Here is a 21,797-nt window from a genome sequence, read left to right as displayed (position 1 = left end):
GAGAAAATCCAGCCCATGAGCACAACCCTGACGATCACCCGCCCCGACGACTGGCACCTGCATGTGCGCGATGGCGCGCCGCTGGCCACCGTGGTGCCGCACACGGCCGCGCAGTTCGGCCGCGCCATCATCATGCCCAACCTCAAGCCGCCGGTGACGACGGCCGAGCAGGCCCTGGCCTACAAGCAGCGCATCCTGGCCGCCGTGCCGGCAGGCGTGAGCTTCGAGCCGCTGATGACGCTCTACCTCACCGACAAGCTGCCGCCCGAAGAGATCAAGCGCGCCAAGGCAGCCGGCGTGGTGGCCTGCAAGCTCTACCCGGCCGGCGCCACCACCAACAGCGACGCCGGCGTGACCGACATCCGCAAGACCTACCGGACGCTGGAGGCCATGCAGCGCGAGGGCCTGCTGCTGCTGGTGCACGGCGAGGTGACCTCGCCCGAGATCGACCTGTTCGACCGCGAGGCCGTGTTCATCGACCAGCAGCTGATCCCGCTGCGCCGCGACTTCCCCGAGCTCAGGATCGTGTTCGAGCACATCACGACCCGGGAGGCCGCGCAGTACGTGCAGGACGCGGACCGCTTCACCGGCGCCACGGTCACCGCGCACCACCTGCTCTACAACCGCAACGCCATCTTCACCGGCGGCATCCGCCCGCACTACTACTGCCTGCCGGTGCTCAAGCGCGAGACGCACCGCCTGGCCCTGGTGCAGGCCGCCACCAGCGGCAATGCCCGCTTCTTCCTGGGCACCGACAGCGCGCCGCATCCGGCCCACCTCAAGGAACACGCCACCGGCTGCGCCGGCTGCTACACGGCCCACGCAGCGATCGAGATGTACGCCGAGGCTTTCGAGGCCGCCGGCGCGCTGGACAAGCTGGAAGCCTTCGCAAGCTTTTACGGCGCCGACTTCTACGGTCTGCCGCGCAACCAGGGCACGATCACGCTGAGCAAGCAAAGCTGGACGCCGCCGGAGAGCTTTGCCTTCGGTGAGGCCGAGCTCAAGCCCTTGCGCGCGGGCGAAACCCTGCCGTGGCGCCTGGCCTGACCGACATCGACTGGTCCGTTCCCTGGCTCGCGCCCTGGCGTGCGCTCGGAGAGCCGGTCGCGCGCGAGGTGCTGGCGGGCTGGCCCCAGCACGAGGCGCTGAACCGGGCCGTCCGTGCGCCGCTGCGCTTCGTGCCACAGTCGGCCCTGCCAGCGGGCGTGGCCTACGAGCGCCATATCTTCGAGCAGGGCCAGGTGCCCACGCGCGAGGGCCTGCACGATTTCTACAACGGCCTGTGCTGGATGCTGTTTCCGCAGGCCAAGCGCCGGCTCAACCAACTGCAGGCGGCCGAGATCGTGGCCGCCGGCGTGGGCGCCGTGCGCGGGCCGGTGCGCGACGCGATCACGGTGTTCGACGAGAACGCGGCCCTGCTGCAGGCGCCCGAGGCCCTGTGGCAGGCGCTGGCCGCGCGCGACTGGGGCCGCTTGTTCGGCGAGCTGCGGCCGCTGTGGGGCCAGGCCAGGCTGCTGCTGTTCGGCCACGCCCTGCTCGAGAAACTGGTCGCGCCCTACAAGTCGGTCACGGCCCATGTCTGGCGCGTGGAGGCCGCAGTCGACGCGATGGCCGAGCTCGACACCTGGCTGGCGGCCGACCTCACGCCGGCCAAGCTCGCGGCCAAGCCCTTTGCGCCGCTGCCCGTGCTGGGCGTGCCCGGCTGGTGGCCGGCCAACGAGGCGCCGGGCTTCTACGAGGACGACCAGGTGTTCCGGCCTGCGCGCGGCCGGCGCACTGTGGCCCAATAACCGCAGGGACTGTCGGAATTCGGGGTGAGAATCTTGATTTGCGCATTGGCGACCCTAACATTCGCGCCATCGGCCTCCCGATCGCGGGGCCGCCTCTGAAGAAAGAGAAAACATGAAACGCATCGTCCTGTTCGTGCTGACCAACCTCGCCGTGGTGGTGGTGCTGGGCATCGTCGCCAGCCTGCTCGGCGTGAACCGCTTCCTCACGGCCAACGGCCTGAACCTGGGCGCGCTGCTCGGCTTTGCCCTGGTCATGGGCTTCGGTGGCGCCTTCATTTCCCTGCTGATCAGCAAGCCCGTCGCCAAGTGGAGCGCGGGGGTGCAGGTGATCGAGCAGCCGCGCAACGCCGACGAGGCCTGGATCGTCGACACCGTGCGCAAGTTCGCCGACCAGGCCGGCATAGGCATGCCCGAGGTCGGCATTTTCGAGGGCGACCCCAACGCCTTCGCCACCGGCGCCTTCAAGAACTCGGCCCTGGTCGCCGTCTCCACCGGCCTGCTGCGCGGCATGACGCGCGAGGAGGTCGAGGCCGTGATCGGCCACGAGGTGGCGCACATCGCCAACGGCGACATGGTGACCATGACCCTGATCCAGGGCGTGATGAACACCTTCGTGGTCTTCCTCTCGCGCGTGATCGGCTACGCGGTCGACAGCTTCCTGCGCAAGAACGACGAGCAGAGCTCGGGCCCCGGCATAGGCTACATGGTGACCACCATCGTGCTCGACATCGTGCTGGGCTTCCTGGCCGCCATCATCGTGGCCTGGTTCAGCCGCCAGCGCGAGTTCCGCGCCGACGCCGGCGCGGCCCGGTTGATGGGGCGTCGCCAGCCCATGATCAACGCCCTGGCCCGCCTGGGCGGCATGCACGCGGCCGAGCTGCCCAAGAGCATGGCTGCCATGGGCATCGCCGGCGGCATCGGCCAGTTGTTTTCCACCCACCCGCCGATCGAGCAGCGCATCGCGGCGCTGCAGAACGCCCAGGGCTGATCTCCGGGCGCTGTCTCCCGAGCAAGGCCGGACGCTGTCCGGCCTTTGCGTTTTCAGGCCTTGGGCGCCGCCTTGTCGAGCTGCTGCGTGGCCAGGCCCTTGAGGTGGCGGCGCAGGCGCACCAGGCCCATGTCGTGCTGGTAGAGGTGCTCGCGCCGGTTGGCGTCGGGCTCCATGTTCTCCACCGCCACGCGGTCCTGCTCCAGCACATGCCAGTGGCGCTCCTCCAGGCGGTTCTTGTAGAGGAAGCGCCAGGTGTCGCGCTGCCAGCCCGAGACCTTGCGGCAGCGCCAGTGGAACACCCCCGCCGCCTGCTTGCTGATCGGCGTGTAGCTGCCGATGATGGTGAAGTTGCCGCCCGGCCCGCCGGTCTTGGGATAGGGGATCTCCAGGCGCATGGTGTGTATGCCCGTGTCCATCCACTCGGTCCAGTCGAAGTTCACGTTGCGCTGGCCCTTTTTCTCGAAGAAGAAGCCGATGTCCGTGTCGCGGATCTGGAAGTCGGCGCTGATCTCGCCCTCGGCCATCGAATGCGACTGCTTGTGCAGGTAGGCCCCGTGCATCGGGTCCAGCACGTTGTCCAGCACATAGCGGTAGTCGCAGCCCCACTCGGTGTAGCACAGGAAGGCAGACCACTCGGGCGAAGTCAGCTGCTCGGGCAGGCGCAGCGGCGGCGGGCTGTCCACATGGGGCGCGGTGGCGTTGAACAGGAAGATCGCGCCCGCGCGCTCCTCGACGTGGAACATGCGCGCCGGGCGCGAGCCCTCGAGCTTGCAGCCCGGGCTGCCCGGCACGCGGGTCACGGTGCCGTCGCAGCGCACCTCCACGCCATGGTAGGCGCAGGCCAGGCGGTCGCCCAGGTTCACGCCGATCGACAGCGGCGCGCCGCGGTGCGGGCAATGGTCCTCCAGGGCATGGACCTTGCCGTCATGGTCGCGCCACAGCGCGATCTTGTAGCCCAGGCGGCGCAGCGAGACGGGGCTGTCCTTGACGAAGCCCGAGGGGCAGACCGGGTACCAGAGGTCCTTGAGGCCGACCTCGAGGACGGCGTCGACCGGGTCTTGCTGGAAATTGACGACGGATGTGTTCATGGGGAAATCTCCGCAAAAGGGTCAGGCGCCGAGGCGGGCCATTTCCTGCTGGTAGGACTCGGGCGTCCAGGCCTGGCCGTTGGGGCCCGAGGGGCCGGACTGGTTCAGGTAGGCCACCAGGCCTTCCAGCTCGTGTATGCCCTGGGCGTAGGCACGCTCTATCGAGTCGCCCAGCAGGCTTTCGTAGGCCGTGGGCGGCGCGCTGCGGGTCTGGTGGGTTTCGTTGTAAAGCTCTTTGGTGCGCATGGGGTCTCCGGTTCAGCGTTCGATCAGGGACAGGGGATGGTCGGGCGGGTAGCTGGGCGTGACCGGCTTTGGGTTGCCCACGATCACGCACATCAGCGCCTCTTCATCGCCGATGTTGATCACGCCGCGGTACACGCCCACGGGCCAGGAGACCAGGTCGCGTTCGCCGGCCTCCATCTCCCAGGTCTCGCCGTTGAGTTCGGCGATCAGCCTGACGCGCCCGCGCAGCACGAAGAACACCTCCTCGACGTCGGTGTGGATGTGCAGCGGCCCCTCGGCACCGGCCGGCAGGATCATGGTCGAGAAGGTGAAATGCTCGGCCGGCACGGTGTTGGCGTCGCTGGCCACGCCGGTGGCGCCCGTGCCCACGTAGCGCATCTGGGCGCGACGGTACTTGGGGTCATGGTCGGCCTGGAACTTCAGCGCCTCCCAGTCGTAGCGGCGCGTGGCGCGCATGGCCACGCGGGTCTTCATCCATTGGGCCAGGTTCATGCCCTGCGGCGGCCGGTAACGGGTCGGGGTCTGCGCAGCGGCGGTGGCGACGCTCATTTCGGATTCCTTTCAAGCAGTTGTCTACGGCGCACAGGTTCCACGCTCGGCGTTTCATTTGGCTCGTATATGAAACGTTGATTTATAAGTGGAACGTGTTCCTAGGTTAAACAACAGGAAAAGGCGGGAAATATGGGGTAAACCCTTGGTCTTGACCGTGATTGCGCGCTTGTTGATCTAGATCGGCCATCCCGCGCGTGCCGGCCAGGGGGGGCGAGGCGAGTGGACGGCGCAGGCGCAGGCCGGAGCCCCGCAGGTGGGCGCTCAGGCCGAGGCCAGCAGGTCCCGGGCCACGGCCTCGCCGACCCGGATGCCGTCCACGCCGGCCGAGAGGATGCCGCCGGCGTAGCCCGCGCCCTCGCCGGCCGGGAACAGGCCGCGCGTGTTCAGGCTCTGCAGGTCCTCGCCGCGGTCCATGCGCAGCGGCGAGGAGGTGCGGGTCTCCACGCCCGTCAGAACCGCGTCGTGGCGGTCGAAGCCGCGGATCTTGCGGCCGAAGGCCGGCAGGGCCTCGCGCAGGGCCTCGATCGCGTAGGGGGGCAGGGCGGGATGCAGGTCGCCCAGGCGCACGCCGGGCTTGTACGAGGGCAGGACCTCGCCGAAGTCGGTCGAGGGGCGTCCCGCGATGAAGTCGCCCACCAGTTGGCCGGGCGCGTCGTAGTTGCGGCCGCCCAGCTCGTAGGCGCCGGACTCGAGCTGGCGCTGCAGCACGATGCCGGCCAGCGGATGGGGGGCCTTGCCCTGCAGGGCCTCGACGCCGTGGCTGCTGCCCAGAGTGGCCTCGAAGGCGGCCGGATCGCTTGGGAAGTCGCTCGGTTCTATGCCCACCACCATGCCGGCGTTGGCGTTGCGCTCGTTGCGCGAGTACTGGCTCATGCCGTTGGTGACCACGCGCCCGGGCTCCGACGTGGCGGCGACCACGGTGCCGCCCGGACACATGCAGAAGCTGTAGACCGCGCGGCCGTTGGCCGCGTGGTGCACCAGCTTGTAGTCGGCCGCGCCGAGCAGCGGATGGCCGGCGTGCCGGCCCCAGCGCGCGCGGTCTATCAGGCCCTGCGGGTGCTCGATGCGAAAGCCGACCGAGAAGGGCTTGGCCTGCATCTGCACGCCGCGCTCGTGCAGCATGGCGAAGCTGTCGCGCGAGCTGTGGCCCAGGGCCAGCACCACATGGGAGGCGGCGAGCTCGCTGCTCTGGCCGCTGGCCAGGTCCAGCACGCGCAGGCCGCGCAGCCGGCGCAGGCCGCCCTCGTTCTCGACGATCACGTCGCTCACGCGCTGCTGGAAGCGGATCTCGCCGCCCAGGGCGATGATCTGCTCGCGCAGGTTCTCGACCACCTTGACCAGCTTGAAGGTGCCGATGTGGGGGTGGGCCACGTAGAGGATCTCGGGCGGGGCGCCGGCCTGAACGAATTCGCTCATGACCTTGCGGCCCAGGTGGCGCGGGTCCTTGATCTGGCTGTAGAGCTTGCCGTCGGAGAAGGTGCCGGCGCCGCCCTCGCCGAACTGCACGTTGCTCTCGGGATCGAGCTGGCGCTTGCGCCACAGGCCCCAGGTGTCCTGGGTGCGCTGGCGCACCGGCTTGCCGCGTTCGAGCACGATGGGCCTGAAACCCATCTGCGCCAGCACTAGGGCGGCGAAGATGCCGCAGGGCCCGAAGCCCACCACCACGGGGCGCTGCGCCAGGTCGGCGGGGGCCTGGCCGACCGGCTGCCAGGCCATGTCGGGCGTGGGCGCGATGTGGGGGTGTCCGGCGTGCCGGGTCAGCAGCGCGGCTTCCTGGGCAGGGTCGCGCAGCGACAGATCCAGAATGAAGACGGCCAGCAGCTCGACCTTGCGCGCGTCGAAGCTGCGCTTGTGCACCTGCAGGTGTGCGATCTCAGCGGGCGCTATGCCCAGCAGCTGCGCCGCCTGAGCGCGCAGCGCGGCCTCGGGCTGCTGTTCGGGGTCCGCCGGTAGGGCGGCCAGCGGCAATCGGAGTTCGGAAATACGGATCATGGGGGCGGCTCGTGGTGATCAAGCAGGGCCGCCATGATAAGGCCCTTGCGCTCTGAGGCAGGCGCCGGGGCGTCCCTGGGTCAGGGCGTTGGCAGGAAGCCTTCGACCGAGAGGTAGCGCTCGCCGGTGTCGTAGTTGAAGCCCAGCACGGTAGCGCCCGGCGCGAGCTCGGGCAGCTTCTGCGCGATCGCGGCCAGCGTGGCGCCGGAGGAGATGCCGACCAGCAGGCCTTCCTCGCGCGCGGCGCGGCGCGCCATCTCGCGCGCGGGCTCGGCCTCGACCTGGATCACGCCGTCGAGCAGGGCGGTGTCGAGGTTCCTGGGGATGAAGCCCGCACCTATGCCCTGGATCGGGTGCGGCGAGGGCTGGCCGCCCGAGATCACCGGCGAGGCCGTGGGCTCGACCGCGAACACCTTGAGCCTGGGCCATTTTTCCTTGAGCACGCGGGCGCAGCCGGTGATGTGGCCACCGGTGCCCACACCGGTGATCAGCACGTCGACGCCCTCGGGGAAGTCGGCCAGGATCTCCTGCGCCGTGGTGCGCGCGTGCACCTCGATGTTGGCCGGGTTCTCGAACTGCTGCGGGATCCAGGCGCCGGGAGTGGCCGCCTTGAGCTCCTCGGCGCGGGCGATGCAGCCCTTCATGCCCTTCTCGCGCGGCGTCAGTTCGAAGCTCGCGCCGTAGGCCAGCATCAGGCGGCGGCGCTCGATGGACATGCTGTCGGGCATGACCAGGATCAGCTTGTAGCCCTTGACGGCCGCGACCATGGCCAGGCCTATGCCGGTGTTGCCCGAGGTCGGCTCGATGATGGTGCCGCCGGGCTTGAGCTCGCCGGACTTCTCAGCGGCCTCGATCATGGACAGGGCGATGCGGTCCTTGATCGAGCCGCCAGGGTTGGAGCGCTCTGACTTGATCCAGACCTGGGCGTCGCCGAACAGGCGCTGGAGGCGGATATGCGGCGTGCCGCCTATGGTGTCGAGGATGGTGTTGGCCTTCATGGGGTCTCCGGTTCGTTGCGCAAGCACGTGCATTCTGCCCCGATTGCCGGAGCGTGGGCGGCGCCAAGGGTGCGGGGGCGGCGATAATGGCGGCGTGAAGCCCGCCAGACCGTCGCCGGTGCAAGTCCCGAAAGGGCGCACTGGAGGAACGTCCGGACTGCACAGGGCAGCGTAGGAGGTAACACCTCTCCACCGCGAGGTGAGGATCAGAGCAACAGAGACGAGTCGATGCGGCCTTTGCGGCGGCGCGAAAGCGACGCCGCAAAGGCCTTCGAAAGAAGGCCGGGGCCGCATCGGGTGAAACGGGCAATCTCTACGCGCAGCAATACCAAGTAGGCCAGCGTCGATGTGGCTCCGCAGAGCTGGCGGGTAGGTAGCACCGAGCCGGGTGGGCGACCCCCGGCCCAGAGTAATGACGGTCACGCCACGGGCAACCGTGGCGCACAGAATCCGGCGTATCGGCGGGCTTCACACTTTTTCTTTCCCCGGCCGGCCGCCTGGAGTGCCTCAGCGGCTGGCAGCCAGCTTGCCGGCCAGCGCGAACACCGAGTTGGGGGCGTTCACCCGCAGCGGCTGGGCCTTGGGCGCGGCGAACACGCCGCGCTTGGTGGCCGGTCGGCCCTCGACGCGCACGCCCTTGGCGCGCTGCTCCTCGGCCAGCATCTGCAGCGTGATCGCCTGCAGGTGCTCCATCATCTTGCTGTGCAGGCTGGCCCAGAGCTCCTGCGTCATCCAGCAGCTGGGCGAATCATCGCCGGCCGCCGCAGCGCCGGCGCCCGGCCCGCTCTCGACCGCGCCCAGGATGTCGGCCACGCTGATCGCCTCGGCGCGGCGCGCCAGGGTGTAGCCGCCGCCGGGGCCGCGCGTGCTCTCGACCAGGCCGCGCTGGCGCAGCTTGCTGAACAGTTGTTCCAGATAGGACAGCGAGATCTGGTGTCGCACGCTGATCGCGGCCAGCGAGACCGGCCCGAGCTGCTCGCGCAGCGCCAGGTCGATCATGGCGGTGACGGCAAAGCGGCCTTTTGTACTCAATCGCATGACATGCTCCTTTCAGCGTTGTGGTGCAGGCCGACTGCGCCTGCACATGCATCACTCTAGGTGCATTTTCACTTCGCGTAAATTCGAATTTATAAGAAAATAACTGCGAAAAAATCGAATGATTGAGTCGCTGTGAACTTCAAGCACCTGCACTATTTCTGGGTCACGGCGCGCGCCGGCGGGGTGATGCGCGCCGGCGAGCAGCTGCACACCACGCCGCAGACCCTGTCGGGCCAGATCAAGCTGCTGGAGGAGCGCTTCGGCCGCAAGCTGTTTCGCAAGAGTGGCCGGCGTCTCGAGCTCACCGACGACGGCCACCTGGCCCTGGGCTACGCCGACGAGATCTTCACGCTGGGCGCCGAGCTCGAGGGCGCGATGCGCCAGGCCGGCAGCGGCGCGCGCACATTGGAATTTCGCGTCGGCGTGGCGGACTCGGTGGCCAAGTCGGTGGCCTACCGCCTGCTCGAGCCGGCCCTGTCGCTGGCAGAGCCGGTGCGCCTGGTCTGCAGCGAGGGCAAGTTCCCGGATCTGCTGGGCCAGCTGGCGCTGCACCGCCTGGACTTGGTGATCGCCGACGAGCCGCTGTCGCGCCGTGTCAGCGTCAAGGCCTTCAACCATGCGCTGGGCAGCTCGCCCATGAGTTTCTTCTGCGCCCCGGCGCTGCGCGCCCAGCTCAAGGGGCCGTTCCCGCAATGTCTGCAGGGCATGCCCATGCTGATCCAGGGCGCGGCTTCCTCGGTGCGCCAGCAGCTCGACGGCTGGCTGGCGCGCCACCAGATCCAGCCGCGCGTGGTCGGCGAGTTCGACGACGGCGCGCTGATGACCGCTTTCGGCCGCGAGGGGCGCGGCGTTTTCATGTCGCCCACGGTGCTGGAGTCCGAGACCGTGTCGCAGTACGGCGTCGAGGTGATAGGGCGCAGCGAGGAGCTGGTCGAGGAGTTCTTTGCGGTGTCGGTGGAGCGCCGCATCACCCATCCCTGCGTGGCGGCCATCACCCAGGCGGCGCGCGGCCGCTTGTTCAGGGCCCTGGGCGCGCCGTCTCAAAACCGTTCATAGGGCAGCAGGTAGCGCCACTGGCCGGGGGGCAGGCCGGCCATGGGCAGGCGGCCGATGCGGATGCGCTTGATGCCGGTGACGGTCAGCCCGGCCGCCGCGCACATGGTCGCAATCTGTCCCGACCAATAGCCTTTCATGGCAAAGCGCAGGCCGGTGACGTCCGGCTGCTGCCGGCTGAGGCTGACCCGTGCTGCCAGCATGGCGCGTCCGTCGACCACCGGCGGCCGGTTGAGCTGCTGCAACTGCTCGGGCGTCACAGGGCCCTCCACGTCGACCATCACCTCGTGCTCGACCAGGGCGGCCTCCTCGATCAGCTTGCGCCGCACGCGGGCGTCCTGGGTGAACACCAGCAGGCCGCTGGCCGCGTCTTCCAGCGGCGTGACGCAGGTCAGCCCGCTGAAATGCCGCTGCAGCCGGCGCAGGCCGGAGCGGTCGCCGGCAAAGCGGGCCGACTCGGCCAGCAGCGCCTCGGCGGCCCCGGTCCGCACCCATGGGGGCTTGTGCAGCAGGAAGCTGACGGGCGGGATGGGTTCGGCGCGGGCCCCGGCGTCCACCTCGACCGTCTCGTCGTGCACGCGGAACTGTGGCGTCTCGACCACCTGGCCGGCCACGCGCACCCAGCCGCCCTCGATCAGCAGCTCGGCCTCGCGGCGCGAACAGCCGCGCAACTCGGCCACGCGCTTGGCCAGGCGCACGCCGTCGGCGGCGTCACTGGCGTCAGTCATTGCCGGGGGCCAGCGAGCGTATGCGCGCCACATGGGCCTGCAGCGAACGCGCGGCCACCGGCCACAGGCGCGGCGGCACGTCCTCGTAGGCCTGCTTGACCCAGTCGTCCAGCGTGCCCTCGGGCAGGGCCTGCATGGCCGCGAGGATCTTGGCCTCGCGCCTGAGCCGGTGCGCCTTGAGTTGGGCGATGGCTTCGCGCGCCGCACCCAGCGCATGGCCGTGCGCCGGCAGGATGAATTCGATGTCCAGCTCGGCGCAGGCAGCGCTGAGCCGGTCCAGCGAATCGAGGTAGGCCGTCATGTCGCCGTCGGGCGGGTCGATCACGGTGGTGCTGCCGTTGAGGATATGGTCGCCCGAGAACAGCAGGCCGTCCTGCTCCAGCACCAGGCAGACATGGTTGGCCGCATGGCCGGGCGTGTGGATCACGCGCAGCGTGTGCTGGATCTGGCCGTCCGCGCTGCCGAGCGCCAGGCGCTCGCCGTCGGCCAGCGCCCGGTCGGGGGTGAAGGCGCTGGCCGCGCGCGCGGTCGGCGCCGAGGGCAGGCCCAGGATGGGCGGCGGCGGGCTGCACAGGGCCTGCAGCGGCTTGGCGCCCGGCGAATGGTCGGGGTGCGAGTGGGTGCAGACGATCATGCGGATCTGGCCACCGGCGGCGCGCCACAGGCGCTCCAGATGCTCGGCGTCGGCCGGCCCGGGGTCGATCGCGATGTAGCCGGTGCGCGGGTCGCCGACCAGGTAGCTGTTGGTGCCGGGGCCGGTCATCACGCCGGGGTTGGGCGCCGTCAGGCGCTGCAGGTTCTTCAAGAGCGGCACAGGCTGGTCGGCCTGCCAGTCCAGTGCGTGCACGATCTGGCCGTCCGGGCTGACCAGGGCCAGCTCGCCGTAGGGCGATTCATGCTCCATGTAGCGCGCCTCCTTGCCGGCCAGCAGGCCGGCGCGCGGGCAGCTGGTCCACAGCGGCTGCTCGGTCGCGGCGCAGGCGGCCAGCACCGCGTCCACGCGGTCGTAGGCCGCCAGCCGCTGCAGCGTGCGTATGGTCGGGAAGATCATGAAGAACTGGCCGGCCTCGTGGCGCGCCAGCGCGTCGGCGGGCCGCACCCAGACCGGCTCGAACTGCTCGGCCTCGTCGGCCTGCGGCTGCTGGCCCTCGGGCATGCGCGCGACCAGGAAGGGCACGTCGAAGCGGCGCGGCAGGTCGCGGTCGGTGATCCAGTGCGCGAGCACGAAGACCTCGGCCGCGGCCAGGGTCAGGCCGCGTGCCGCGCATTGGGGCAGGAAGGGCGCCTGGCGGTCCAGCGCCGCGACCTCGGCCGCGCCGGCCATGGCGCCGTCGGCGCGGCGTGCGAGCAGGATGCCGAGCTCCTCGAAGCTCTCGCGGATCGCGGCGATGGCCTGGGTGAGGTGCAGGGCGCTCTGCGTGGGGCGGCGCGTGGCCTGTGCATGCGCCTGGGCGTCGGCCGCGTCGATGCCGCCGCCGGGAAACACATAGGCGCCGGGGGCGAAGCTGGCGCTCATGGAGCGGCGCGTCATCAGCACCTCGAGGCCGCCGGGCGCGTCGCGCAGCAGCAGCACGGTGGCGGCGGGCCGCAGCGGGGCGGGCTCGCGCTGGGGGTGTAGCAGTTGGGTGGGTCGGACCATGGCCGCATTATCGGCAGGATTGCCGGGCGGCCCATAATGCTGGCCATGCGAATCCGCTTCACCAAAATGCAGGGTGCGGGCAACGACTTCGTCGTGCTCGACGAGACGCGCGGCCGCCTGAACCTCTCGGCGGCGCAGTACCGCTTCCTGGCCGACCGCCATTTCGGCGTCGGCGCCGACCAGATCCTCAGCGTGCGGCCCTCGCCCGGCGCGGGCCTGGACTTCGAATACGTGATCCACAACGCCGACGGCGGCGAGGTCGAACAATGCGGCAATGGCGCGCGCTGCTTCGTGCGCTATGTGCGCGAGAAGGCGCTCACGGCCAAGGAGCTGGTCAAGGTCAAGGTCGCGAACGGCGTGATCGAGCTGCGCATGAATCCCGACGGCCGCGTGACGGTGGACATGGGCACGCCGGTGTTCGAGCTGCCCAGCGTGCCCTTCGACCCGGCAGGCCTGAGCCCCGAGCCGGCCGGCCCCCATGGCGAGTGGCAGCTCTGGCCGCTGGTGCTCGCGCCCGGCCAGGCCCCGGTGCGCGTGGCCGTGCTGTCCATGGGCAACCCGCACGCGGTGCAGCTCGTGGACGACGTGGACCGCGCGCCGGTGGCCGAGCAGGGCCCGCTGATCGAGCGCCACCCGGCCTTTGCGCGCCGCGTCAACGCCGGCTTCATGCAGGTGCTGGACCGCTCGCGCATCCGCTTGCGCGTGTTCGAGCGCGGCAGCGGCGAGACGCTGGCCTGCGGCACAGGGGCCTGCGCGGCCGTGGCGGCGGGCATCAGGCAGGGCCTGCTCGACGCGCGGGTCGACGTGGACACGCGCGGCGGGCGGCTGACCATCGAATGGGCGGGCGAGGGCAGCGCGGTGCGCATGACCGGTCCGGCCACCACCGTTTTCGAGGGCGAGATCGAGATTCCGGACCTGACATGAACATGAACCCCCTGACCGAAGACGACATCGCCGACTTCCTGCTCAATACGCCGGATTTCTTCGAGCGCCACGCCGAGCTGCTGGCCGCGGTGCAGCTGACCAGCCCGCACGGCCAGCGTGCCGTGAGCCTGCAGGAGCGCCAGGCCGAGATGCTGCGCGAGAAGATCCGGGCGCTGGAGCTGCGCATCATGGACATGATCCGCCACGGCAACGAGAACATGATCATCGCCGACAAGCTGCAGCGCTGGGCGCGCCAGCTGTTCCTGGTCGAGCGGCCGGCCGAGCTGCCGGCCGTGATGGTGCGCGAGATCCAGAGCCAGTTCGGCGTGCCCCAGGTCGCGCTGCGTGTCTGGGGCGTGGCCCCGGCCTTCGCCGGCGAGCCCTTCGCCCAGGGCGCGAGCGAGGAAATGAAGATCCTGGCCGCCTCGCTGGCCTCGCCCTACTGCGGCGTCAATGCCGGCTTCGACGCCGTGAGCTGGCTGGCCGATGCCGAGCGCGCCGCCTCGGTGGCGCTGATCGCCCTGCGCAGCGGCGCCGCCGATCCGCAGGCCTTCGGCCTGTTGGTGCTGGCCTCGCCCGACGCCCAGCGCTTCCACGCCGGCATGGGCACGGATTTCCTCGAGCGCATGGCCGAGCTCGGCAGTGCGGCCCTGTCGCGCCTGACCCGGGGCTGAGCCGGGGAAGGGCATGGCCGATCGCGCGCCGCTGCCCGCCGACCCCGAGGGTGCTGCGCTGGTCGCGCGCTATCTCGAGCATGTGCGCGTCGAGCGGCGCTTGGCGGCGCGCACCGTGAACCTGTACGCGCAGGAACTCGAGAAGCTGCAGGAACTGGCGGCGCGCACCGGGGTGGCGCTGACCTCGGCGCGCAGCGGCCATGTGCGCCAGTGGGCGGCCCAGCTGCACGCGGCCGGCCGCCAGGGGCGCAGCATCGCGCTGGCCCTGTCGGCCTGGCGCGGCTTCTACGCCTGGCTGGGGCGCGAGGGAAGGATAGGCGGCAACCCGGTGCAGGACGCGCGCGCGCCGCGTGCGCCGCGCCCGCTGCCCAAGGCCCTGGGCGTCGACGAGGCCATGCAGCTGGCCGACCATGCGCAGTCCGAGGACAACCCCTGGCTGGAGGCGCGCGACGCGGCCATGGTCGAGCTGCTGTACGGCTGCGGCCTGCGTGTGTCCGAGCTGGCCGGGCTGGACCGGTCGGCCAGCGCCGCGGCGCAGCGCGAGGGCCGGGGCTGGCTGGACCTGCAGGCGGCCGAGGTCCATGTGCTGGGCAAGGGCGGCAAGCGGCGCAGCGTGCCGCTGGGCGCCCAGGCGCTGGCGGCGCTCGAGCGCTGGCTGGCCCTGCGCCCGGTCGTTCCCGGTGCCGGCGGCGAAGGGGCCGCGGCCCTGTTCCCAGGCCAGCGCGGCACGCGCCTGACGCCGCAGGCGATCTGGCAGCGCCTGCGCCGGCGCGGCCAAGGCGCCGGCCTGGCCGCGCCGGTCCATCCCCACATGCTGCGCCACTCCTTCGCCAGCCACCTGCTGCAGTCCAGCGGCGATCTGCGCGCGGTGCAGGAGCTGCTCGGTCACGCCAGCATCGCGAGCACCCAGGTCTACACCCGGCTCGACTTCCAGCATTTGGCCCGCGCCTACGACGCGGCCCATCCGCGCGCGCACAAGACACACAAGAAGAAGGCAGGTTGAGGCCGGCGCCGGCCGGGCCTGCCGCGACAATACGGCGCATGAAGACGATCAGACTCAAAGAAGGCAAGGAGCGCTCGCTGCAGCGCCGTCACCCCTGGGTGTTCGACTCGGCGATCGCCAAGGGCGGGGCCGACCCGGGCGAGACCGTGCGCGTGACCGCGCAAGACGGCCAGTTCCTGGGCTGGGCGGCGTTCAGCCCGAGCTCGCGCATACGCGCCCGGGTCTGGAGCTTCGACGAGGACCAGTGCATCGATGCCGCGTTCTTCGAGGCGGCCATCGCGCGCGCCATCCGGGCGCGCAGCCTGTTCGAGATCCAGAGCGACGGCCTGCGGCTGGTCCATGGCGAGTCCGACGGCCTGCCAGGGCTGATCGTGGACCGCTACGGCGACACCCTGGTGGCCCAGTTCACCAGCTGCGGCACCGAGCGCTGGAAGGCCCAGATCGCCGACGCCCTGCTGCGCCAGACCGGCCTGACCCGCCTGTACGAGCGCTCGGACGCCAGCGTGCGCGCGCTCGAGGACCTGCCCGAGGCCACGGGCTGGCTGCGCGGCGAGGGGGCGACCGAGCTGACGATAAGCGAGCACGACTGGCGCCTTACGCTGGACATCGCCCAGGGCCACAAGACCGGCTTCTACCTGGATCAGCGCGACAGCCGCCAGCGCTTCGCCCAGCACGCGCGCCGGCGCGGCTTCGCGCGCGTGCTCAACTGCTATTGCTACACCGGTGGCTTCACGGTGGCAGCGTTGGCCGGTGGTGCCGGCCATGTGACTTCGATCGACTCGTCGGGCCCGGCCCTGGCGCGCGCCCGCGCCAACGTGGCGCTGAACGGCTTCGACGAGGCACGCGCCACGTTCCTCGACGCCGACGTGAACGCCTCGCTGCGCCGCTTCATCGAGGCCGGCGAGCGCTTCGACGCCATCGTCCTCGATCCGCCGAAGTTCGCGCCCACGGCGGCCCATGCCGAGCGCGCTGCGCGCGCCTACAAGGACATCAACCGCCTGGCCTTCAAGCTGCTCGCGCCGGGCGGCGAGCTGTTCACCTATTCCTGCTCGGGCGGCATCAGCGCCGAGCTGTTTCACAAGATCGTGGCCTCGGCCGGCATAGACGCCGGGGTGGACGGCTACATCAGCGAGCGCCTGCAGGGCGCGCCGGACCACCCGATGACCGTGCAGTTCCCCGAGGGCGAGTACCTCAAGGGCCTGGTCGTGGTACGCAAGCCCGACTGACGCCCCCGCCGGCGGCACGGCCTTGAGCTCGCCGCTACACTCCCCATTTCCTCATTCCCAAGACCATGTCCCTGATCCCCGCCACCATCCTCACGGGCTTCCTAGGCTCCGGCAAGACCACCCTGCTCAAGCGCGTGCTGACCGAGGCGCACGGCCAGAAGATCGCCGTGATCGAGAACGAGTTCGGCGAGGAGAACATCGACAACGACATCCTGGTGGCCGACACCGAGGAGCAGATCATCCAGATGAGCAACGGCTGCATCTGCTGCTCGATCCGCGAGGACCTGCGGGCCACGTTGCAGCTGCTGGCGGCCAAGAAGCGCAAGGGCCTGCTGGACTTCGAGCGCGTGGTGATCGAGACCACCGGCCTGGCCGACCCCGGCCCGGTGGCCCAGACCTTCTTCATGGACGACGAGATCGCCGAGAGCTTCCTGCTCGACTCCATCCTGACCCTGGTCGACGCCAAGCACGCGGCCCAGCAGCTGAACGACCGCCAGGAGGCGCGGCGCCAGGTCGGCTTCGCCGACCAGCTCTTCATCAGCAAGACCGATCTGGTCTCGCCCGACGAGGTCCAGTCCCTGCAGCACCGCCTGACCCACATGAACCCGCGCGCGCCCCAGCAGCTGGTGCATTTCGGTGAGGTGGCGCTGGACCAGGTGTTCGACCTGCGCGGCTTCAACCTCAACAGCAAGCTCGAGATCGATCCGGACTTCCTCAAGGAAGAGGACGAGCACCACCACCACGACCATGCGCACGGCGAGCACTGCGACCACCCCTCGCACCAGCACGACCATGAGCACGGCCACCACCACCATCACGAGGACGACGTCAAGAGCTTCGTGTTCCGCTCCGAGCGCGCCTTCGACCCGGCCCGGTTGGAGGACTTCCTGGGCGCCATCGTCAACATCTACGGCCCGCGCATGCTGCGCTACAAGGGCGTGCTCAACATGAAGGGTACCGAGCGCAAGGTGATCTTCCAGGGCGTGCACCAGCTGATGGGCAGCGACCTCGGGCCGGCCTGGGCGCCGGACGAGCCACGCACCAGCAAGATGGTGTTCATCGGCATCGACTTGCCCAAGGATATCCTGCTGCAAGGCTTGGAGCAGTCCCTCATCTGAGCTGGGGACGCGGTCCGGGGTCGCGAAAATTCCCGTTTGTTGCAATTTGGCAACGGATGGGCGGGCTGGCGGTTCAGCCTTTACAATCGCGGCCCAATTCCGGCCCCTCGGGGCCGGCCCAGTAACAAAGGGCCCGAATCAGGGTATAACGCAGGTGAAGGACGCCCCCTCATGGTGACAGCCCTTTCCGGCAAGACCCGGCCGCGTGCCCAGGCGAAGAAGGCCGAGGCCCCGGCCCCCAAGGCGACGCGAGCGGTCGCCCGGCCGGGTGCATCCCGCGCCGCGCCCAAGCCCGCGCCCAAGAAGCCGGCCCCCAAGGCCGTCAAGCCCGCCAGCGCCGCCAAGGGCGCGCCGGCCAAGCCCACGGGGACGGCCAAGCCGCGTGCCGCGGTGGCCGAGGCGGCGCCGGCCGCCCGTTCCCCTGTCGCCAGCCCCGTGCCGGCGACGCCCGCCCGGGCCAGTCGCGCGTCTGCGCGACCGGCCCCACTGACCGCGCCTTCCATGGCGCCTGCGGTGGCCTCCACGGCCGCCAAAGCTAGCTACCTGAATACCATGAGCACTCCCGTCCTGACCCCTCCGCCCCTCGCGTCGATCAAGAAGGATCCCAAGCTGGCCAACAACTGGAAAACCAAGGCGCTGGAGGCCCTGTCCGACGCCGAGGTGCTGGCCATGCCCGACAGCGAGTACATGAACGACACCCAGATGGCGTTCTTCCGCCGCAAGCTCTCCCAGCTCAAGCAGGACATCCTGGCCAATGCCGGCGAGACCACCGAGCACCTGCGCGAGGACACGGTGATCGTGCCGGACCCGGCCGATCGCGCCACCATCGAGGAAGAACACGCGCTGGAGCTGCGCACGCGCGACCGCGAGCGCAAGCTGCTCAAGAAGATCGAGCAGTCGATCGCGCGCATCGACGCCGGCGACTATGGCTACTGCGACGAGACCGGCGAGCCGATCGGCGTCGGCCGCCTGCTGGCGCGCCCGACCGCGACGCTGTCGCTGGAGGCCCAGCAGCGCCGCGAGCTCAAGCAGAAGATGTTCGGCGACTAAGGTGTTGCCACGCGAGAAGCACGGAGTGCGGGACCCGAGGCCATGAGCAAAGACAACGGCGGCCTGCTGTCCAAGGTCGTCCGCTTCGTTCGCCATCCGACGGTCAGCTGGTCCGAACTGGACCACCAGGACACGGTGCGCGATGACGAGCAGAGCCGGCAGCGGCTCAAGGAAATGATCGAGCGCAAGAAGCGCAACGATTTCGTGCGCGGCCGCGAGTTCGACATGCTGCGCAAGATCCGCCAGCGCGAGCTGCTGGGCGGGCCTGACGCGGGGGTGCGCCCCTCCTTCTTCCAGAGCAGCCTGCTGTCCACGCCGGACGGCCGGGCGCGCACGCTCAAGAAGATCGACGAGATCGAGGCCCAGATGTCGATGCAGTGGTGGAAATCCAAGCGCGGCGATCTGGGCAGCGGCAGCAGCGCGTTTTCCTCCTCGGGGGAATCCTCGTCGCAGGGCAGCAGTTCCCAGGGGTCTTCCTCGCAAGGCAGCGCCTCGCGGGGCTTTTCCTCTCAGGGCGCGTCGGCGCCGCAGCCGCTGCGCACGGCGCCTGCGCCGCTGCTGGGCGAGCCGACCCAGCGCTCGGCCTTCGCGTCCACGGCCCGGTCGGACCTGGCGCCTCTGGCCGAGCCGGCGCCGCCGTCCGAAGGTTTCTCGGTCTCCAAGTCCGACGCGATCGAGGTCGGCGAGCTCGCCCACGACCAGGAGCTGGAGGAGGCGTCGATCCGCTTTGCCAGCGGCGACGAGGCGGGTGCAGAGGCCGGCCTGCTCAAGGCCCTGGGCAGCACCGGAACACGCGGCCAGCATCTGGAGAGCTGGCTGGCCCTGTTCGACCTGTACCGCGCCACCGGCTGGCAGGACCGGTTCGAGCGCGCGGCCCTGGATTTCGCGCTGCGCTTCCAGCGCTCGGCGCCGCAGTGGTTCTCCATGTCGGAGCGCGCTGGCCAGGCGGCGCCTGCTCGTGCGCAGCCTGCCGGCAGTGCGCACGCCCACTGGACCTGCCCGGCGACGCTGGGGGTGGGCTCGCTCACCGCGCTGCAGGAGGTGCTGGCACGCACGGCCAGTCCCTGGCGCCTGGACTGGCGCAAGCTTCAGGCCCTGGGCGGTGACGAGGTGCTGCAGGCCCTGCGCAAGGTGCTGGCGTCCTGGGCGGCGCGTCCGGTGCAGATCGGCTTCGTCGGCGGCGAGATGCTCGAGCAGTGGCTGGCCGCGCGCACGCCCGCCGGCGACGCCACGGCCGCGCCCGAGGCCTGGCTGGCGCGCCTGGCCTTGCTGCGCGTCATGGGGCGCATGGAAGAGTTCGACGAGGTCGCGCTGAACTACTGCGTGACCTACGAGGTGTCGCCGCCGGCCTGGGAGGCCCCGGCCTGCACGTTCCTGGCCGCTGGCGCCGCCGCGCCGGCCGAGGCTGCCGCGCCGGCCCAGGAGCCGATCGCGCCGAGCGACGAAGAGGCGCCGGCCCTGGTTGGCGGCATCGTCGGCGATGCCTCGGCGCAGCTGGCCGTGATCGAAGCCAAGTCCCCGCCTGGGGACAGGCTGAGCGTGGACTGCGCCTGCCTGGCCCGGGTCGACTTTGCCGCGGCAGGCACCCTGCTCAACTGGGTCGTCGCGCAACAGGCGCAGGGGCGGCAGGTCGAGTTTCTGAACGTCCACCGCCTAGTGGCCGCATTCTTCCACGTGATCGGCATCAGCGAGCAGGCGCGGGTCGTGCTGCGCACCGACTGAAGGCCTGCCGCATCGCGCCAGGGTGCGCCGGCAGTCCGGCGGCCCCATTCACATTTCCGCAGAGGACATCATGGATCAATTTCACGGCACCACCATCGTGAGCGTGCGTCGTCAGACGCCGCAGGGCTGGCAGGTCGCGATCGGCGGCGACGGCCAGGTGACCCTGGGCAACGTCGTCATCAAGGGCACGGCGCGCAAGGTGCGCAAGCTCTACCACGGCAAGGTGCTGGCCGGTTTTGCCGGTGCCACGGCCGACGCCTTCACCTTGTTCGAGCGCTTCGAGGCCAAGCTCGAGAAGCACCAGGGCCACCTGGCGCGCGCGGCCATCGAGCTCACGCGCGACTGGCGCACCGACCGCGTGCTGCGCCGGCTCGAGGCCATGCTGGCCGTGGCCGACCGGGATGCCTCGCTGATCATCACCGGCAACGGCGACGTGCTCGAGCCTGAGCACGGCATCGTCTCCATAGGCGCGGGCGGCTCCTATGCCCAGGCCGCGGCGCGCGCCCTGCTGGAGCACAGCGAGCTGTCGGCGCGCGACATCGTCAAGAAGTCGCTGGAGATCGCCGGCGAGCTGTGCATCTACACCAACATGAACCACACCCTGGAAACCCTGGACTGAGACCGAGCCATGTCATCGATGACCCCGCAGGAAATAGTCTCCGAACTCGACCGCCACATCGTGGGCCAGGCCGAGGCCAAGCGTGCCGTCGCCATCGCGCTGCGCAACCGCTGGCGCCGCCAGCAGGTCCAGGGCCCGCTGCGCGCCGAAATCACGCCCAAGAACATCCTGATGATCGGCCCCACTGGCGTGGGCAAGACCGAGATCGCGCGCCGCCTGGCCCGCCTGGCCGACGCGCCCTTCATCAAGGTCGAGGCCACCAAGTTCACCGAGGTCGGCTATGTGGGCAAGGACGTGGACGCCATCGTGCGTGACCTGGCCGAGATCGCGGTCAAGCAGACGCGCGAGGCCGAGATGCGCAAGATGCGCACGCGCGCCGAGGACGCGGCGGAGGACCGCATCCTCGACTGCCTGATTCCGCCGCCGCGGCCCAGCGGCGCTGATCTGGCGGCCACCCCGGCCACCGACGGGGCGGCGCGCCAGGCCTTCCGCAAGAAGCTGCGCGAGGGCCAGCTGGACGACAAGGAGATCGAGATTGACCTGGCCGAGTCCCGGCCCGCGCTCGAGATCATGGGGCCGGCCGGCATGGAAGACATGGCCGAGCAGCTGCGCGGCATGTTCGGCCAGCTCGGCCAGGGCAAGCGCAAGACGCGCCGGCTCAAGATCGCCGAGGCCATGAAGCTGCTGGTCGACGAGGAGGCGGCCAAGCTCGTCAATGAGGAAGAGATCAAGACCCGCGCCATCCACAACGCCGAGCAGAACGGCATCGTGTTCATCGACGAGATCGACAAGGTGGCCTCGCGCGCCGAGGCCGGCGGCGCCGACGTCTCGCGCCAGGGCGTGCAGCGCGACCTGCTGCCCCTGGTCGAGGGCACGACGGTGTCGACCAAGTACGGCATGGTCAGGACCGACCACATCCTGTTCATCGCCTCGGGCGCCTTCCACCTGAGCAAGCCCAGCGACCTGATCCCCGAGCTGCAGGGGCGCTTTCCGATCCGGGTCGAGCTGGCCTCGCTCTCGGTGCAGGACTTCGAGGCCATCCTGACCCAGACCCATGCCTCGCTGGTGCGGCAGTACCAGGCGCTGCTGGCCACCGAGGGGGTGACGCTCAGCTTCGCCCCCGAGGGCATCACTCGGCTGGCCCAGATCGCGTTCGAGGTCAACGAGCGCACTGAGAACATAGGCGCACGCCGCCTGTCCACCGTGATGGAGCGGCTGCTCGACGAGGTGAGTTTCGAGGCCAGCCACCGCAGCGGCCAGACGGTGGAGGTCGACGGGCCCTATGTGGACGCCCGGCTCAAGGCGCTGAGCCAGAACGAGGACCTGTCGCGCTACATCCTTTGAGG

At 70.1% G+C, this 21,797-nt stretch carries 21 protein-coding genes and 1 other RNA gene; 14 read left to right on the top strand and 8 right to left on the bottom strand.

Translation table 11 applies throughout. From position 1 onward, the window contains the following. Positions 1-15: 15 nt before the first annotated feature. The 3 genes from pyrC to htpX all read left to right on the top strand — a co-directional run bounded on the left by pyrC (position 16) and on the right by htpX (position 2,778). Positions 16-1,047: a dihydroorotase gene (gene pyrC, locus FFS10_RS15525; protein ID WP_137895380.1), complete on the top strand. Its 1,032-nt coding sequence runs from the start codon at positions 16-18 to the stop codon at positions 1,045-1,047. Beyond that, complete coding sequence (locus tag FFS10_RS15520; protein ID WP_249931316.1) at positions 1,032-1,790, top strand: DUF3025 domain-containing protein; 759 nt, start codon at positions 1,032-1,034, stop codon at positions 1,788-1,790. Before pyrC ends, FFS10_RS15520 begins: the two co-directional genes overlap by 16 nt. 112 nt (positions 1,791-1,902) lie before the next feature. Next, a complete protein-coding gene (gene htpX / locus FFS10_RS15515) occupies positions 1,903-2,778 on the top strand; it encodes a protease HtpX (RefSeq protein ID WP_137895379.1) in 876 nt (291 codons plus the stop codon). 53 nt (positions 2,779-2,831) lie between these two features. Here htpX and FFS10_RS15510 read toward each other — a convergent pair whose 3' ends face one another. The 5 genes from FFS10_RS15510 to cysK all read right to left on the bottom strand — a co-directional run bounded on the left by FFS10_RS15510 (position 2,832) and on the right by cysK (position 7,657). Then, a complete protein-coding gene (locus tag FFS10_RS15510) occupies positions 2,832-3,869 on the bottom strand; it encodes a Rieske 2Fe-2S domain-containing protein (protein WP_137895378.1) in 1,038 nt (345 codons plus the stop codon). A gap of 21 nt (positions 3,870-3,890) precedes the next feature. Continuing rightward, complete coding sequence (locus FFS10_RS15505) at positions 3,891-4,115, bottom strand: recombinase-like helix-turn-helix domain-containing protein (protein WP_137895377.1); 225 nt, start codon at positions 4,113-4,115, stop codon at positions 3,891-3,893. Between the two features lie 12 nt (positions 4,116-4,127). Then, positions 4,128-4,607 carry a cupin domain-containing protein gene (locus FFS10_RS15500; protein WP_249931317.1) on the bottom strand — a complete coding sequence of 160 codons (480 nt, stop codon included), beginning with the start codon at positions 4,605-4,607 and terminating at the stop codon, positions 4,128-4,130. A gap of 321 nt (positions 4,608-4,928) precedes the next feature. Beyond that, on the bottom strand, positions 4,929-6,659 hold the full coding sequence (locus FFS10_RS15495) for an NAD(P)/FAD-dependent oxidoreductase (protein WP_137895375.1): 1,731 nt from the start codon (positions 6,657-6,659) through the stop codon (positions 4,929-4,931). Between the two features lie 80 nt (positions 6,660-6,739). Continuing rightward, on the bottom strand, positions 6,740-7,657 hold the full coding sequence (cysK, locus tag FFS10_RS15490; protein ID WP_137895374.1) for a cysteine synthase A: 918 nt from the start codon (positions 7,655-7,657) through the stop codon (positions 6,740-6,742). A gap of 96 nt (positions 7,658-7,753) precedes the next feature. On the opposite strand from cysK, the gene rnpB reads away from it, so the two are divergent. Beyond that, an RNA gene (gene rnpB, locus FFS10_RS15485) (RNase P RNA component class A) lies at positions 7,754-8,131 on the top strand. 33 nt (positions 8,132-8,164) lie between these two features. Here rnpB and FFS10_RS15480 read toward each other — a convergent pair. After that, complete coding sequence (locus tag FFS10_RS15480) at positions 8,165-8,695, bottom strand: Rrf2 family transcriptional regulator (RefSeq protein ID WP_137895373.1); 531 nt, start codon at positions 8,693-8,695, stop codon at positions 8,165-8,167. A 132-nt stretch (positions 8,696-8,827) separates the two neighbouring features. Here FFS10_RS15480 and nhaR point away from each other — a divergent pair, with 132 nt between their 5' ends. Further along, on the top strand, positions 8,828-9,751 hold the full coding sequence (gene nhaR, locus FFS10_RS15475) for a transcriptional activator NhaR (protein ID WP_137895372.1): 924 nt from the start codon (positions 8,828-8,830) through the stop codon (positions 9,749-9,751). Here the strand turns inward: nhaR and FFS10_RS15470 are convergent. Together FFS10_RS15470 and FFS10_RS15465 are read right to left on the bottom strand one after the other, a co-directional pair. Further along, positions 9,736-10,476, bottom strand: coding sequence for an RNA pseudouridine synthase (locus tag FFS10_RS15470; RefSeq protein ID WP_137895371.1), 741 nt, complete (start codon positions 10,474-10,476; stop codon positions 9,736-9,738). The two genes, nhaR and FFS10_RS15470, sit on opposite strands and share 16 nt — an antisense overlap. Beyond that, positions 10,469-12,115, bottom strand: a complete 1,647-nt coding sequence (locus FFS10_RS15465; RefSeq protein ID WP_137895370.1) for an MBL fold metallo-hydrolase — start codon at positions 12,113-12,115, stop codon at positions 10,469-10,471. Before FFS10_RS15465 ends, FFS10_RS15470 begins: the two co-directional genes overlap by 8 nt. A gap of 45 nt (positions 12,116-12,160) precedes the next feature. On the opposite strand from FFS10_RS15465, the gene dapF reads away from it, so the two are divergent. The 9 genes from dapF to hslU all read left to right on the top strand — a co-directional run bounded on the left by dapF (position 12,161) and on the right by hslU (position 21,795). Next, positions 12,161-13,039, top strand: a complete 879-nt coding sequence (gene dapF, locus FFS10_RS15460) for a diaminopimelate epimerase (protein ID WP_137895369.1) — start codon at positions 12,161-12,163, stop codon at positions 13,037-13,039. Then, the gene (locus FFS10_RS15455) at positions 13,036-13,713 is read left to right on the top strand and encodes a DUF484 family protein (protein WP_137895368.1); all 678 of its coding nucleotides are present in this window, start codon (positions 13,036-13,038) and stop codon (positions 13,711-13,713) included. The genes dapF and FFS10_RS15455 overlap by 4 nt, the downstream gene beginning before the upstream one ends. 13 nt (positions 13,714-13,726) lie before the next feature. Beyond that, positions 13,727-14,716, top strand: coding sequence for a tyrosine recombinase XerC (locus FFS10_RS15450; protein ID WP_137895367.1), 990 nt, complete (start codon positions 13,727-13,729; stop codon positions 14,714-14,716). Positions 14,717-14,754: 38 nt separating this feature from the next. Next, on the top strand, positions 14,755-15,942 hold the full coding sequence (locus FFS10_RS15445; RefSeq protein ID WP_137895366.1) for a class I SAM-dependent rRNA methyltransferase: 1,188 nt from the start codon (positions 14,755-14,757) through the stop codon (positions 15,940-15,942). 65 nt (positions 15,943-16,007) lie between these two features. Next, positions 16,008-17,060, top strand: a complete 1,053-nt coding sequence (locus tag FFS10_RS15440; RefSeq protein WP_137895365.1) for a CobW family GTP-binding protein — start codon at positions 16,008-16,010, stop codon at positions 17,058-17,060. A gap of 171 nt (positions 17,061-17,231) precedes the next feature. Further along, on the top strand, positions 17,232-18,110 hold the full coding sequence (gene dksA, locus FFS10_RS15435) for an RNA polymerase-binding protein DksA (protein ID WP_171016095.1): 879 nt from the start codon (positions 17,232-17,234) through the stop codon (positions 18,108-18,110). A gap of 42 nt (positions 18,111-18,152) precedes the next feature. Further along, positions 18,153-19,832: an STAS domain-containing protein gene (locus FFS10_RS15430; protein WP_137895364.1), complete on the top strand. Its 1,680-nt coding sequence runs from the start codon at positions 18,153-18,155 to the stop codon at positions 19,830-19,832. Positions 19,833-19,902: 70 nt separating this feature from the next. Then, positions 19,903-20,451: an ATP-dependent protease subunit HslV gene (gene hslV, locus FFS10_RS15425; protein ID WP_137895363.1), complete on the top strand. Its 549-nt coding sequence runs from the start codon at positions 19,903-19,905 to the stop codon at positions 20,449-20,451. Between the two features lie 9 nt (positions 20,452-20,460). Beyond that, positions 20,461-21,795 (top strand): ATP-dependent protease ATPase subunit HslU, encoded by a 1,335-nt coding sequence (hslU, locus tag FFS10_RS15420; protein ID WP_137895362.1) that lies wholly within the window; start codon positions 20,461-20,463, stop codon positions 21,793-21,795. The last annotated feature ends 2 nt before the right edge of the window (positions 21,796-21,797 follow it).

Origin of the sequence: Ramlibacter sp. 2FC (assembly GCF_005503345.1) — a bacterium.
GTDB lineage: Bacteria > Pseudomonadota > Gammaproteobacteria > Burkholderiales > Burkholderiaceae_C > SCMQ01.
The sequence above is the reverse complement of the archived record's forward strand: the minus strand, read 5'-3'. Positions and strand labels throughout refer to the sequence as shown.

Coding starts and splice junctions, on each gene's coding strand:
- htpX (WP_137895379.1), top strand. CDS start 1,903: ATGAAACGCATCGTCCTGTTCGTGCTGACCAACCTCGCCGTGGTGGTG.
- FFS10_RS15430 (WP_137895364.1), top strand. CDS start 18,153: ATGAGCAAAGACAACGGCGGCCTGCTGTCCAAGGTCGTCCGCTTCGTT.
- dksA (WP_171016095.1), top strand. CDS start 17,232: ATGGTGACAGCCCTTTCCGGCAAGACCCGGCCGCGTGCCCAGGCGAAG.
- FFS10_RS15505 (WP_137895377.1), bottom strand. CDS start 4,115: ATGCGCACCAAAGAGCTTTACAACGAAACCCACCAGACCCGCAGCGCG.
- FFS10_RS15480 (WP_137895373.1), bottom strand. CDS start 8,695: ATGCGATTGAGTACAAAAGGCCGCTTTGCCGTCACCGCCATGATCGAC.
- FFS10_RS15440 (WP_137895365.1), top strand. CDS start 16,008: ATGTCCCTGATCCCCGCCACCATCCTCACGGGCTTCCTAGGCTCCGGC.
- FFS10_RS15455 (WP_137895368.1), top strand. CDS start 13,036: ATGAACATGAACCCCCTGACCGAAGACGACATCGCCGACTTCCTGCTC.
- FFS10_RS15500 (WP_249931317.1), bottom strand. CDS start 4,607: ATGAACCTGGCCCAATGGATGAAGACCCGCGTGGCCATGCGCGCCACG.
- FFS10_RS15450 (WP_137895367.1), top strand. CDS start 13,727: ATGGCCGATCGCGCGCCGCTGCCCGCCGACCCCGAGGGTGCTGCGCTG.
- hslU (WP_137895362.1), top strand. CDS start 20,461: ATGTCATCGATGACCCCGCAGGAAATAGTCTCCGAACTCGACCGCCAC.
- FFS10_RS15510 (WP_137895378.1), bottom strand. CDS start 3,869: ATGAACACATCCGTCGTCAATTTCCAGCAAGACCCGGTCGACGCCGTC.
- dapF (WP_137895369.1), top strand. CDS start 12,161: ATGCGAATCCGCTTCACCAAAATGCAGGGTGCGGGCAACGACTTCGTC.
- pyrC (WP_137895380.1), top strand. CDS start 16: ATGAGCACAACCCTGACGATCACCCGCCCCGACGACTGGCACCTGCAT.
- hslV (WP_137895363.1), top strand. CDS start 19,903: ATGGATCAATTTCACGGCACCACCATCGTGAGCGTGCGTCGTCAGACG.
- FFS10_RS15465 (WP_137895370.1), bottom strand. CDS start 12,115: ATGGTCCGACCCACCCAACTGCTACACCCCCAGCGCGAGCCCGCCCCG.
- FFS10_RS15495 (WP_137895375.1), bottom strand. CDS start 6,659: ATGATCCGTATTTCCGAACTCCGATTGCCGCTGGCCGCCCTACCGGCG.
- FFS10_RS15445 (WP_137895366.1), top strand. CDS start 14,755: ATGAAGACGATCAGACTCAAAGAAGGCAAGGAGCGCTCGCTGCAGCGC.
- cysK (WP_137895374.1), bottom strand. CDS start 7,657: ATGAAGGCCAACACCATCCTCGACACCATAGGCGGCACGCCGCATATC.
- FFS10_RS15470 (WP_137895371.1), bottom strand. CDS start 10,476: ATGACTGACGCCAGTGACGCCGCCGACGGCGTGCGCCTGGCCAAGCGC.